A 13,349-nucleotide genomic window follows, 5' to 3' on the forward strand; every position below is an offset into this window, starting at 1 on the left:
CAATTGAACAGTCGGGCGATTGACAATGAACAATAGTGAACAACACTCTATGGATGCTTTTTGCTCGTCGAGCGAGCCATAACAAAAACAACAAAGCACCCTTCAGAGACTGCCAATCATGGCCGCACCTGCCCCGCCGCTTTCCCATGACGCCATCGTCCAGGACTCCTGGTCCCGTTGCCGCGCCTTCGGTCTCAATCATCAAAGCGCCCCGGCCTTCGATCAGTTGCCCGCTGCCGGCATCGCGCAGTTGCTCGACCGCCATCATTCACTGGTGCAGACCACTCACCAGGAAGTGCTGCCGTATTACGAGAACATCCTGAGCAACTCCAACTGCCTGATCATGCTGGCCGACAATCAGGGCCAGGTGCTGACGTCCTGGGGCACCCAGCGCTTTATCGAGCCGAACCTGGCGCGTGGTTTTCAGGCGGGCGCCAGTTGGGTCGAGCGCGCCAGCGGCACCAACGCCATCGGCACGGCGCTGGCCTGCGAGCAGGCGGTGCACATCGAACACGATGAACACTTTCTCAAGGCCAACCGCTTCATGACCGGTTCCGCCGCGCCGATTTTCGATGCAGAGCGCAAGGTCATCGCCGTGCTCGATGTGTCCAGCGACAGCTATCTGCCACCGTCGCACACCCTCGGTATGGTCAAGATGATGAGCCAGACCGTGGAAAACCGTCTGATCCTTAACCTGTTCCATGGTCAGCACTTTCAACTGACCTTCAACACCGGGTTGAACAACCTCGACAGCCAGTGGGCCGGGCTGCTGATCTTTGATGAGAGCGGTCAGGTGCTGTCGGCCAACCGTCGGGCCGACAATCTGTTGGGGGTGCGATTGTCGCGGGTCAGCGTTGAAAGCCTGTTCAAGGTGTCGTTGCTGGAGTTGATCAATCAGCCGGACGGTTTGCCGTTTGCCTTGCAGACCTCCGGGCGCAATCGTTTCCAGTGTTTGTTGAAACGGCCTAAACAGGCGCCGATTCAGGCGCGCGTCTTCACTGAAACAAGAACCGCTGAAAGCAGAACCGACGAACCGAAAGTCGTCGTTCCGACGGCCATCAGCCTGAGCACTTTGCACTTCGGCGACAGTCGCGTGGAGAAAGCCGTGCGCCAGGCCGAACGCCTGCTGGAAAAGGACATTCCGCTGCTGATTCACGGGGAAACCGGGGTCGGCAAGGAAGTCTTCGTCAAGGCCCTGCATCAGGCCAGCTCCCGCAGCAAACAGGCGTTCATCGCCGTCAACTGCGCGGCGATCCCCGCCGAACTGGTGGAGTCCGAGCTGTTCGGCTATGAAAAAGGTGCGTTCACCGGCGCCAACCAGAAAGGCAGCATCGGACTGATCCGCAAGGCCGACAAGGGCACGCTGTTCCTCGACGAAATCGGCGACATGCCGCTGCCGACCCAGGCTCGCCTGTTGCGCGTGTTGCAGGAGCGCTGCGTGCAACCGGTGGGCAGCAGCGAGCTGTTTCCGGTGGATCTGCGGATCATCTCCGCCACCAACCGTTCACTCAGGGAACAGGTGCAACTGGGGCGATTTCGCGAAGACTTGTACTACCGCATCGGCGGCTTGACCTTGGAACTGCCTCCGTTACGCGAGCGCAGCGACAAGCAGGCGCTGTTCAAGCGGTTGTGGGAACAACATCGCGAGCCGTCGCAGTGGGCGGGATTGAGTCGTGAGGTTCTGGAGCTGTTCGAGCGGCATCCATGGCCGGGCAATCTGCGACAGGTCAGCAGCGTGATGCAGGTGGCGCTGGCGATGGCCGAGGAACAACCGATTCGGCCCGAGCATTTGCCGGACGATTTTTTTGTCGATCTGGAGATGGAGCCGGTCGAAGTGGCCGAGCCATTGGGCATCGACCTGAACGATGCCGAGGCGTTGAACCGGGAGTTGCAGCTGGCCGGGGGCAATATTTCCCACCTGGCGCGTCGGTTGGGGGTGAGCCGCAATACCCTATACAAGCGATTGCGACAGATTGAAGGTTGAGTCAACCCCTTCCCCTCACCCCAGCCCTCTCCCCCAGGAGAGGGAGCCGACCGAGGTGTCTTGCGTTTTACATCGACCTGAAAAAACCAGTCGATTATGGATTCGGCGCCAATCGTTCAAGTCGGTGTACCTCTCGAACATCCCCCAATCGGTCCCCTCTCCTGGGGGAGAGGGCTAGGGTGAGGGTGAAAAGGCTTGCTCAACAGGTGCAGCCGATGCCGCCGCCAACGTCCGCAGGCCCATCAGCACCACAACCATCATCATCAGACCTGCGGCTATCGCAACGCCGAACCCTGCCCGCGCGCCCCAAGCATCAATCACCAGCCCCGCCAGCATGCCGCCCAGCGCCACGCCGATGCTGATCCCGGTGGTCATCCACGTCAGCCCTTCGGTCATCCTTGCCGCCGGGATGATGATCGTCCCCAGCTTCATGACCACCACCATGGTCGGCGCAAACGAGATGCCGGCGATAAACAACATGGCGGACAGGACATAAACGTCCGGTGAGAACACCGGCAATACGCCGGTGACTGCCGTGACCAAGATCCCGATAAAGAACTGTTTTTCAATCGCCAGCGAAACCCGCAGCGCGCCGAAGGTCAGGCCCGCCACCAGCGAGCCGAACGCATAGGCGGCGAGGATAAAGGTGGCAGCCGATGGCCAGCCCTGGGCATTGGCGAAGGCTACAACGGCGACATCGATCGACCCGCCGATGGCCCCCATCGCCAGCAGCGCGAGGACAATGGTGCGAACACCGGGAATCAGCAGGGTTGATCCGCTGTTTTTCCGGTTGCCCGCCACCACTTTCGGTTCGGTCTGACGCTGCATGAGAAACGCCGTCACGCCGACGGCCAGCAGCCCCACCGCCACCAGCGGCCCGGCCTCCGCAAAGAAACTCACGCTCAAACCGATCGCCAGTGGCGGGCCGATGATGTAAGCCAGTTCGGTGAGGACCGTGTCCAGCGAGAACGCAGTGTGCAGTTGCGGCTTGCCACGAAACAGCTGCGTCCAGCGTGCGCGGATCATGGACGGCATGCTCGGCATCGTCCCCGCCAGTGCCGCCAGTACAAAAAACAACGCGGCGGGCGCCCTCAGATGCACGGCAACAATCAGCGCCAGCAACATGACGATGCTGAAAACCGTGACGACGGGCAGCACGCGGCTCTGACCCCGCTGATCAACCTGTTTCGAGATGCGCGGGCCGAGCAGCGCGTTGGCCAGAGTAAACGTGCCGGCGACTGCGCCGGCCAGCCAGTAAACGCCGGTCTGCTGCACCAGCATGGTGATGATGCCGATGCCGATCATTGCCTGGGGCAGTCGGGCGATAGAGCTCGCGAGGATCAGCCCGGTGGCGCCGGGTGTCGATACCAGCTCGCGATAGTGATTAGCCATGATTCCTCCCTTCCGGATTCGTCGCTGATGAGCATCCTGCCGCGTGCGCTATCAAGACCTATGCGAATACCAAAAGCAATCACACATTGTCTGGATCGTTCCCGCGCTCCGCGTGGGAATGCAGCCCGGGACGCTCCGCGTCCCATGCCGAAGCGGACGCGGAGCGTCCATTGAGGCATTCCCACGCGGACGGTTCGACGCCTCGACGTGGGAACGATCAACCCGGAGTAAGCAGCAGAAAAACAAAAACCCGCACAAGGCGGGTTTTGTTTGTAGCAAGCGCAGCAATCAGTCAGCCAGACGCCAGGTCGTGCCGCCCTTGCCGTCCTCCAGCACCACGCCCATGGCGGTGAGCTGGTCGCGGATGCGGTCGGATTCGGCCCAGTCCTTGCCGGCACGTGCCGCCAGACGCGCAGCGATCAGCGCCTCGACTTCAGCTGCATCGACACGCCCTTCGGCGCCGGCCTGCAGGAAGTCATCGGCTTCAAGCTGCAACACACCGAGCACGCTGGCCAGTTCTTTCAGGCGCGCTGCCAGACCGGCCGCTGCATCGAGATCGCTCTCGCGCAGACGGTTGATCTCACGGACCATCTCGAACAGCACCGCGCAGGCTTCCGGCGTGCCGAAGTCGTCGTTCATCACCGTGGTGAAACGCTCGACGAACGCTTCGCCGCCAGCCGGCGCGACGCTCGGCAGACCTTTCAGCGCGTGGTAGAAACGCTCCAGTGCGCCCTTGGCGTCCTTGAGGTTGTCTTCCGAGTAGTTGATCGCGCTGCGGTAGTGGCTCGACACCAGCAGGTAACGCACGACTTCCGGGTGGTACTTGTCGAGCACGTCGCGAATGGTGAAGAAGTTGTTCAAGGACTTGGACATCTTCTCGCCATTGATACGGATCATGCCGCAATGCATCCACGCGTTGGCGTAGGTCTTGCCGGTGGCCGCTTCGCTCTGGGCGATTTCGTTTTCGTGGTGCGGGAACTCGAGATCGCTGCCGCCGCCATGAATGTCGAAGGTCTCACCGAGGCAGCAGGTGGACATCACCGAGCACTCGATGTGCCAGCCCGGACGCCCGGCGCCCCACGGCGATTCCCAGCTCGGCTCGCCCGGCTTGACGCCTTTCCAGAGCACGAAGTCCAGCGGATCTTCCTTGGCTTCGTCGACCTCGATCCGCGCACCGATGCGCAGGTCTTCGATCTTCTTGCGCGAAAGCTTGCCGTAGCCCATGAACTTGCCGACGCGGTAGTACACGTCGCCATTGCCCGGGGCGTAGGCGTAACCCTTGTCGATCAGGGTCTGGATCATCGCGTGCATGCCAGGGATGTGATCCGTGGCGCGCGGCTCCATGTCCGGCTTCTTGATGTTCAGGCGCGCTTCGTCTTCGTGCATCGCGGCGATCATGCGCTCGGTCAACGCTTCGAACGACTCGCCGTTCTCGTTGGCCCGGTTGATGATCTTGTCGTCGATGTCGGTGATGTTGCGCACGTAGGTCAGGTCATAACCGCTGAACCGCAACCAGCGGGTCACCAGGTCGAACGCGACCATGCTGCGGCCATGGCCCAGGTGGCAGTAGTCGTACACGGTCATCCCGCAGACATACATGCGCACCTTCTTGCCATCCAGCGGCTTGAAGACTTCTTTGCTCTTGGTGAGCGTGTTGTAGATCGTAAGCACGGTGTTTCCTTAAGACTTGATCACTGGCCCCACGAATCGCGCAGGGTCACGGTACGGTTGAATACCGGCTGGCCTGGTTTCGAGTCCTTGATATCCGCAACGAAGTAGCCTTCGCGCTCGAACTGGAAACGGTCTTCCGGCTGTGCATTGCCCAGCGAGGGTTCAGCACGACAACCGGTCAGCACTTGCAGTGAGTCAGGGTTGATGTTGTCCAGGAAACTCGCGCTGTCTTCGGCCTTCTCCGGGTTCGGAGAACGGAACAGGCGATCGTACAGACGCACTTCGCACTCGATGCTGGCAGCGGCCGGCACCCAGTGGATCACGCCCTTGACCTTGCGGCCTTCAGGGTTCTTGCCCAGGGTGTCCGGATCGTACGAGCAACGCAGCTCGACGATGTTGCCGTCGGCGTCCTTGATCGCTTCGTCGGCACGGATCACGTAGCTGCCGCGCAGACGCACTTCGCCGTTCGGCTCCAGACGCTTGTAGCCCTTCGGCGGCTCTTCCATGAAGTCATCGCGGTCGATGTAGATTTCACGGGCGAACGGCAACTTGCGCACGCCGAGTTCTTCTTTCTGCGGATGACGCGGCAGTTCGAGGTTGTCGACCTGATCTTCCGGGTAGTTGGTGATCACGACTTTCAACGGACGCAGCACGCACATGGCGCGCGGTGCGTTCGCGTCCAGATCCTGACGGATGCTGAACTCGAGCATGCCGAAGTCGACCACGCCGTCGGAACGGTTGGTGCCGATCATGTCGCAGAAGTTGCGGATCGACGCCGGGGTGTAGCCACGGCGGCGGAAGCCCGACAGCGTCGACATGCGCGGATCGTCCCAGCCGTTGACGTGCTTCTCGTCAACCAGTTGCTTGAGCTTGCGCTTGCTGGTGATGGTGTAGTTGAGGTTCAGACGGCTGAACTCGTACTGACGCGGGTGCGCCGGCACTGGCAGTGCGTCGAGGAACCACTCGTACAGCGGACGATGGCTTTCGAACTCCAGGGTGCAGATCGAGTGGGTGATGCCTTCGATGGCGTCCGACTGACCATGGGTGAAGTCGTAGTTCGGGTAGATGCACCACTTGTCACCGGTCTGATGGTGATGGGCGTGGCGGATGCGGTACATGATCGGGTCGCGCAGGTTCATGTTCGGCGAGGCCATGTCGATCTTGGCACGCAGCACGCGGGCGCCGTCCGGGAACTCACCGGCGCGCATGCGGGCGAACCAGTCCAGGTTCTCTTCCACCGAACGGTCGCGGAACGGGCTGTTCTTGCCCGGCTCGGTCAGGCTGCCGCGGTATTCCTTGGCTTGCTCGGGCGTCAGGTCGTCGACGTAGGCCTTGCCGGCCTTGATCAGCTCGACGGCCCAGTCGTGCAACTGGTCGAAGTATTGCGAGGCGTAGCGCACTTCGCCGGACCATTCGAAGCCCAGCCATTTGACGTCGCTTTCGATCGCGTCGATGTATTCCTGGTCTTCCTTGGCCGGGTTGGTGTCGTCGAAACGCAGGTGGGTAACGCCGCCGAACTCCTGGGCCAGGCCGAAGTTCACACAGATCGACTTGGCGTGGCCGATGTGCAGGTAGCCGTTGGGCTCAGGCGGGAAACGGGTGACGATCTGCGTGTGCTTACCCGAGTCCAGGTCCGCCTGGATGATCGGGCGCAGGAAATTGACCGGCGTAACGGGGCCGGTCTTGGAATTCGAGGTAGGGTCGACAGTGGGCTTGCTCATAGGATCCTTGAACGTACAGTGCGCGGCCGGGACACGGGCCTGACAAAACAAAGCCGCTATCATAGCCGATGCTGTCAAGCCCCTGACAGAGCAGGGCTTAAAAGGAATGCATTTAATCGCCGGGTTTTGAAAAACAGCCTCGAAATTCGCGCCTGTCACGCTAAACTGCGCACCTTGGCCCTCACGGGCTGAACCGGTAAAGGGCGCAAATGCCCCAATACCCACGAATTCCTTATAAAGAGTAGCGATCATGACTCAAGTAAAACTGACCACCAACTTCGGTGACATCGTCATCGAACTGAACGCTGAAAAAGCCCCGATCACCGTGGCCAACTTCATCGAGTACGTTAAAAAGGGTCACTACGAGAACGTCGTGTTCCACCGCGTCATCAAAGGTTTCATGATCCAGGGCGGCGGTTTCGAGCCAGGCATGAAAGAAAAGAAAGACAAGAGCCCGAGCATCCAGAACGAAGCCGACAACGGCCTGAAGAACGAGAAGTACACCCTGGCCATGGCTCGCACCATGGATCCGCATTCGGCCTCGGCACAGTTCTTCATCAACGCCACCGACAACAGCTTCCTCAACCACACCTCCAAGACCGCTCAGGGCTGGGGTTATGCCGTGTTCGGTAAAGTGGTTGCGGGAACCGACGTTGTCGACAAGATCGAAGGCGTTTCCACCACGTCCAAGGCAGGCCACCAGGACGTACCAGCAGACGACGTGATCATCGAGAAAGCCGAGATCATCGAAGCGTGATATTGCTGATTTCAGACTTGCATCTGGAAGAGGAGCGCCCGGACATTACCCGGGCGTTTCTGGATTTGCTCGCCGGACGCGCCCGCTCGGCGAGTGCGTTGTACATTCTGGGCGACTTCTTCGAAGCGTGGATTGGCGACGACGCCATGACCCCCTTCCAGCGTTCCATCTGCCAGGCCCTGCGCGAACTCAGCGACAGCGGCACGGCCATTTTTCTGATGCACGGCAATCGTGACTTCATGCTCGGCAAGGCCTTTTGCAAAGAGGCCGGCTGCACGCTGTTGAAGGACCCGAGTGTCGTGCAGTTTTACGGCGAACCGGTGCTGCTGATGCACGGCGACAGCCTGTGCACCCGTGACGAAGCCTATATGAAGCTGCGCCGTTACCTGCGCAACCCGATCAGTCTGTTCATCCTGCGTAATCTCCCCTTGCGCACCCGCCACAAACTGGCGCGCAAGCTGCGCAGCGAAAGCCGGGCGCAGACGCGGATGAAGGCCAATGACATCGTCGATGTCACGCCGGAGGAAATTCCGCGGATCATGCAGGAGTACGGGGTGAGAACCCTGGTTCACGGGCATACCCATCGCCCGGCGATCCACAAGTTGCAGATCGGCGATCAGGCGGCGAAGCGGATTGTGCTGGGGGATTGGGATCGTCAGGGCTGGGCGTTGCAGGTGGATGAGAACGGGTTTGCGTTGGCGCCGTTTGATTTTACGCCACCGCCAGCACTACCCGCCCCCGCAATCTAAAGCCAAACCCAAAAACAAATGTGGGAGCGGGCTTGCTCGCGAAAGCGGTGTATCAGACAAATTAATGCTGAATGACACATCGCATTCGCGAGCAAGCCCGCTCCCACATTTGACCGTGCTTCGGATCAGTGACCGCTGGCCGCTGGGCCTGCCTTGGCAGCAAACGGCGGCTTGGCCAGCCACACAATCAATATCAACCCCATAAACCCCCACCCCAACAGCGTGAAGTAATCCACGGTGGAAAGCATGTACGCCTGACTCGTCAGCACGTGATCGAGCTGCGCATACGCCGGATTGCTCGCCCCGCCCAACTGATTCAACGCCTCACGGGTCGCCGGCTCATAGGTGCTGATGCTCTCGCTCATATAGGCATGATGCTGATCCGCCCGGCGAATCCAGATCCACGTAGTCAACGACGCCGCAAAGCTGCCGCCCAATGTCCGCAGGAACGTCGCCAGACCCGCGCCATCGGCAATCTGGCTCGGCGGCAAGTCCGACATCAGAATGCTCAGAGTCGGCATGAAGAACAGCGCCACGCCAATCCCCATGAACAGCTGCACCAGAGCGATATGCTGGAAGTCCACCTCGTTGGTGAACTCGGCACGCATGAAGCAGCTCAGGCCGATCGCCAGGAACGCCAGCCCGGCCAGTAGGCGCAGGTCGAACTTGTGCGCGTACTTGCCGACAAACGGTGACAGCAGCACCGGCAGAATGCCGATCGGCGCCACCGCCAGCCCGGCCCAGGTCGCGGTGTAGCCCATCTGGGTCTGCAACCACTGCGGCAGGATCAGGTTGATGCCGAAGAATCCGGCGTACCCCAACACCAGCACCAGCGTGCCGATGCGGAAGTTGCGGTGGGCGAACAGCCGGAGGTTGACCACCGGATGCTGGTCGGTCATTTCCCAGATCACGAACACCGCCAGCGCGATCACCGAAATCGCCGCGCCGATGATGATGAAGTTCGACTCGAACCAGTCCAGGTCATTGCCCTTGTCGAGGATCACCTGCAACGCGCCCACGCCGATGATCAGCGTGATCAAACCAACGTAATCCATCGGCTGATGGCTGGTGACCACCGGACGTTTGGCCAGTTGCTGGCGCACCACCATCACCGCGAAAATCCCGATCGGCACGTTGATGAAGAAGATCCACGGCCAGCTGTAACTGTCGGTGATCCAGCCGCCGAGGATCGGCCCGGCAATCGGCGCCACCACCGTGACCATCGCCAGCAACGCCAGGGCCATGCCCCGCCTCGCCGGCGGATACACCGCAATCAGCAGCGTCTGGGTCATCGGGTACAACGGCCCGGCCACCAGGCCTTGCAGCACGCGGAAGCCGATCAGTTCCGGCATCGACGTGGAGATACCGCAGAGGAACGAAGCCAGCACGAACAGGATGGTCGCCCACAGAAACAGCTTCACCTCGCCGAAGCGACGGCTCAGCCAGCCGGTGAGCGGCAGCGCGATGGCGTTGCTCACGGCGAACGAGGTGATGACCCAGGTGCCCTGCTCCGAACTCACGCCGAGGTTGCCGGAAATGGTCGGCAACGCCACGTTGGCGATGGTGGTGTCGAGCACCTGCATGAAGGTCGCCAGCGACAGGCCGATGGTGCTGAGCAACAGGCTGGGCGGCGTAAAAGAGGCGTTATTGCTCATCGCGAATCCTTTGGAACCTGATTGACGCTGCGTCCGTTAATGACGCAGCCGCCCTTGTGGGAGCGAGCCTGCTCGCGAAGACGGCGGTTCAGCCAACAAAACTGTTGAATTGAAAATCGCAATCGTCGGAACGCCGCCCGGAGCAAGCTCGCTCCCACAGGATGGGATCAGCGTTGCGCGGTCTTGCTGACCGCCGCGCTGTTGTCGTGGATCAACTGGGTGATCATCGCGTCGGCTTCGGCCAGTTGGCGGTCGTAGACGTTGGTGCTGAACGAGGCCTTTTGCGGCGGTTGCTGGGCCAGTACCGGGCCGCTCTGGTCGTGCAGGTTGACCTCGACATTGGTCGACAGACCGACGCGCAGCGGGTGTTTGGCCAGCTCTTCGGCGTTGACGTGAATCCGTACCGGCACACGCTGTACGATCTTGATCCAGTTACCGGTGGCGTTCTGCGCCGGCAACAGGGCGAACGCGCTGCCGGTGCCCGCGCCGAGGCTGTCGATGGTGCCGCTGAACTTCACGTCGCTGCCGTAGATGTCCGATTCGATCTCCACCGGTTGGCCGATGCGCATGTCACGCAGCTGGGTTTCCTTGAAGTTGGCGTCGATCCACAACTGATCCAGCGGAATCACCGCCATCAGCGCAGTGCCCGGCTGCACACGCTGGCCGAGTTGCACGGTGCGTTTGGCGACATAACCGGTGACCGGTGCGATCAAAGTGCTGCGAGCATTGGTCAGGTAGGCCTGGCGCAGTTGCGCAGCGGCGGCCATCACGTCGGGATGCGACGAGACCACGGTGTCATCGACCAGCGCGCTGGTGGTTTTCAGCTGTTGCTTGGCGTTGGCCAGGGCGTTTTGCGCCGAGGTCAGGTCATCGCGGGCGTGGGACAGTTCTTCCTGGGAAATCGCCCCGCCGGCCGCGAGGTTTTTCCGGCGGTTGAAGTTGTCCTGGGCTTTCTGCACTTCGGCCTGTTGCGCATTGACCTGGGCCTTCATGCCGTCGACGTTGCTGTACAAGCCGCGAACCTGACGCACGGTGCGGGCCAGATTGGCCTTGGCACTTTGCAGGCCGACTTCGGCGTCGTTCGGGTCGAAGTTGATCAGCACCTGACCTTCGTGAACCAGATCGCCATCGTCAGCGCCGATGCTGACCACGGTGCCGGTCACCAGCGGGGTGATTTCCACCACGTTGCCGTTAACGTAGGCGTCGTCGGTGCTTTCGCTCCAGCGCCCGATGAATTCGTGATACGCCCAGACGCCGGCACCGGCGAGGGCAACCACAACGGCCAGTACCAGCAGCATCACCTTGCGTTTGCGCGGGTTGCCAGTGTCCTGAGCGTTGTCTTGAGCTTGTGTGTTTTCGGCAGTGGCCATGACAAATACCTTGAATTAGTTGTGCGGCGTGGCTGGGGTGGCGTTGGCTGCGGTCAGGGTTTGCCCCTGGAAGCCGCCGCCCAGCGCTTGCATCAGTTGAATCGACAGGTCGATCTGCTCGGCATTCAGGTTGGCCAGCTGACGCTGGGCCTGCAGCAATTGCTGCTCGATGCTGAGCACGTCCAGGTAGTTGCCGATGCCGGAACCGTAACGCTGGACGACGGTATTGTAAGAATCCTGGGCAATCTCGGTCGCGTGCTGCTGGGCGCCGATCTGCCGGCCGATGTCACGCAACTGGTTGATCGTGTCGCTGACATCGCCCAGGGCTTTCACCAGGCTTTTGTTGTACTGCGCCACGGCGAGGTCGTAATCGGCGTCGCGGGCATCGAGGTTGGCGCGCAGGCGTCCGCCATCGAAGATCGGCACCGAAATCGTCGGGGCAATGTTGAAGAAGCGACTGGCGGAACCGAACATCGCGTCCCCCAACAAGGATTCGGCACCGGCCGAAGCCGACAGGTTCAAGTTGGGATAGAAGCGGGTCTTGGCCGAATCGATGTCCTTGCTCGCCGCCTCGACACGCCAGCGCGCCGCGACCAGATCCGGGCGACGGCCCAGCAGTTCGGCCGGCAGCACCGAGGGCAGTGCGACAGCGCTGGCTTGCAGGACTTTCGGTCGAGCGATTTCGTTGCCGCGATCCGGGCCTTTGCCGAGCAATACCGCCAGGGCGATTTTTGCGCTGTTCAGGCGTTTTTCAGCGTCGATCAGGCTGGCTTCGGAGCTGGCTTCCAGACTTTGGGTCTGCTGGAACTGATACTGGCTGTCGATCCCGGAGCTCAGGCGGCGCTGGCTCAGGTCGAGCATCTGTTTGGTGCGCTTGAGGTCTTCGTTGGCCAGGTCATAAACGATGTGCGCCTGACCCAGATCGCTGTAGGCCCGAGCCACGTCGGCGGCCAGGGTCAGTTGCGCGGCCTGACGGTCGACTTCGGCGGCGCGGGCCTGACCGAGTGCGGCTTCCCAGGCGTCACGCTGGCCGCCCCACAGGTCGAAGTTGTAATTGAAGCCGGCGCGGATGTTGCGCACGGTGGAGTAAGCCCCACCCTGCCCCAACGGATCCTGATCCCGGGCCAGACGCGAACGGCTGATGCCGGCGCTGGCGTCGAGGGTCGGATAACGCTCGGCATCGGCGGCGTACGCGGCGGCGCTGGCCTGATGGGCGCGGGCGTCGGCGATCTGCATGTCCGGGCTGTCTTTCAGGGCTTCGCGGATCAGACCGTCGAGTTGCGGATCGCCGAGGCTGGTCCACCAGTCGCTCTTCGGCCAGGCGGCCTGGGACAGGGTGACGCCGTTGAGCGATTGCCCGGTCTGCAGGGTTTTCGCGTCGAGGCTGGCGCCCTGGGTATCGAGGCCACTGTAGTTGGCGCAACCGGCGAGGATCATCGCCGACAGCACCAGTGTCAGGCTGCTGCGCAAGGTTTTACCGCTCATTGTGTTCACCTAACCGCTGGATGGTGATCGGGTCACCGGCTGCCAGCAAAATTTTCTTGAGGATGTATTCCAGGGTTTTCAACTCGTCCGGGGTCACGGCGCCGGCCAGTTCATTCATGGCGTCCGCGCCGATGTGCGGCAGGCGATCGGCCAGTTGCTGGCCCTGCTCGGTGAGTTTCAGCTGCACCTGACGGCGATCGCCTTCGCTGCGTTGGCGAACCAGAAAACCTTTCTGCTCCAGACGATCGAGCATGCGAGTCATCGAACCGCTGTCCAGCGACAGGTGCCGGCACAGCTCGGCCGGGGTGTCGACGCCGAACTGGGCCATGATGATCAACACCTTGAACTGCGCGGCGGTAATGCCGTGGGGTTCCATGTGGGTGTCGATGATCTTGTCCTTGAGCAAGGCGGCACGGCCGAGCAACAGGCCGAGATGGCAATGCTTGAATTCGTCGGGGGTGAAATGCTTCATGTGCTCACCTAATAACTGCCTAGGCAGTGAATGTATGTCGAGATGTTACTGCCTAGGCAGCGAATGTCAACGTAATAGTTAGGTTGCTTTGTA

The 13,349-nt window shown here is 61.3% G+C and carries 10 protein-coding genes; 3 read left to right on the forward strand and 7 right to left on the reverse strand.

Features of this window, described 5'->3' with window-relative positions:
• Nucleotides 1–118: 118 nt before the first annotated feature.
• On the forward strand, nucleotides 119–1,984 hold the full coding sequence (locus tag ABTV87_RS18490; RefSeq protein WP_433898088.1) for a sigma-54-dependent Fis family transcriptional regulator: 1,866 nt from the start codon (nucleotides 119–121) through the stop codon (nucleotides 1,982–1,984).
• 174 nt (nucleotides 1,985–2,158) lie between these two features.
• On the opposite strand, the gene ABTV87_RS18495 is transcribed toward ABTV87_RS18490, so the two are convergent.
• From ABTV87_RS18495 to ABTV87_RS18505, 3 genes are all read right to left on the reverse strand, one after another.
• Nucleotides 2,159–3,376: an MFS transporter gene (locus tag ABTV87_RS18495; RefSeq protein ID WP_221533223.1), complete on the reverse strand. Its 1,218-nt coding sequence runs from the start codon at nucleotides 3,374–3,376 to the stop codon at nucleotides 2,159–2,161.
• Nucleotides 3,377–3,664: 288 nt separating this feature from the next.
• Nucleotides 3,665–5,047 (reverse strand): cysteine--tRNA ligase, encoded by a 1,383-nt coding sequence (gene cysS, locus ABTV87_RS18500; RefSeq protein WP_433898089.1) that lies wholly within the window; start codon nucleotides 5,045–5,047, stop codon nucleotides 3,665–3,667.
• Between the two features lie 20 nt (nucleotides 5,048–5,067).
• Complete coding sequence (locus ABTV87_RS18505; RefSeq protein ID WP_262196245.1) at nucleotides 5,068–6,768, reverse strand: glutamine--tRNA ligase/YqeY domain fusion protein; 1,701 nt, start codon at nucleotides 6,766–6,768, stop codon at nucleotides 5,068–5,070.
• A gap of 250 nt (nucleotides 6,769–7,018) precedes the next feature.
• Here ABTV87_RS18505 and ABTV87_RS18510 point away from each other — a divergent pair, with 250 nt between their 5' ends.
• Together ABTV87_RS18510 and lpxH are read left to right on the forward strand one after the other, a co-directional pair.
• Nucleotides 7,019–7,525 carry a peptidylprolyl isomerase gene (locus ABTV87_RS18510; RefSeq protein WP_007951494.1) on the forward strand — a complete coding sequence of 169 codons (507 nt, stop codon included), beginning with the start codon at nucleotides 7,019–7,021 and terminating at the stop codon, nucleotides 7,523–7,525.
• Nucleotides 7,522–8,274, forward strand: coding sequence for a UDP-2,3-diacylglucosamine diphosphatase (gene lpxH / locus ABTV87_RS18515; protein ID WP_433898090.1), 753 nt, complete (start codon nucleotides 7,522–7,524; stop codon nucleotides 8,272–8,274). The genes ABTV87_RS18510 and lpxH overlap by 4 nt, the downstream gene beginning before the upstream one ends.
• Before the next feature lie 125 nt (nucleotides 8,275–8,399).
• Here lpxH and ABTV87_RS18520 read toward each other — a convergent pair whose 3' ends face one another.
• The 4 genes from ABTV87_RS18520 to ABTV87_RS18535 form a co-directional block, all read right to left on the reverse strand.
• A complete protein-coding gene (locus ABTV87_RS18520) occupies nucleotides 8,400–9,929 on the reverse strand; it encodes a DHA2 family efflux MFS transporter permease subunit (RefSeq protein ID WP_192561624.1) in 1,530 nt (509 codons plus the stop codon).
• A 167-nt stretch (nucleotides 9,930–10,096) separates the two neighbouring features.
• A complete protein-coding gene (locus tag ABTV87_RS18525) occupies nucleotides 10,097–11,299 on the reverse strand; it encodes an efflux RND transporter periplasmic adaptor subunit (RefSeq protein WP_007951497.1) in 1,203 nt (400 codons plus the stop codon).
• 15 nt (nucleotides 11,300–11,314) lie between these two features.
• Nucleotides 11,315–12,784 (reverse strand): efflux transporter outer membrane subunit, encoded by a 1,470-nt coding sequence (locus tag ABTV87_RS18530; protein WP_433898091.1) that lies wholly within the window; start codon nucleotides 12,782–12,784, stop codon nucleotides 11,315–11,317.
• The gene (locus ABTV87_RS18535) at nucleotides 12,774–13,256 is read right to left on the reverse strand and encodes a MarR family winged helix-turn-helix transcriptional regulator (RefSeq protein ID WP_085608360.1); all 483 of its coding nucleotides are present in this window, start codon (nucleotides 13,254–13,256) and stop codon (nucleotides 12,774–12,776) included. The genes ABTV87_RS18530 and ABTV87_RS18535 overlap by 11 nt, the downstream gene beginning before the upstream one ends.
• Nucleotides 13,257–13,349: the final 93 nt, after the last annotated feature.

It is taken from the genome of Pseudomonas sp. PSE1(2024) (genome assembly GCF_050990555.1).
Classification (GTDB): domain Bacteria; phylum Pseudomonadota; class Gammaproteobacteria; order Pseudomonadales; family Pseudomonadaceae; genus Aquipseudomonas; species Aquipseudomonas aphyarum.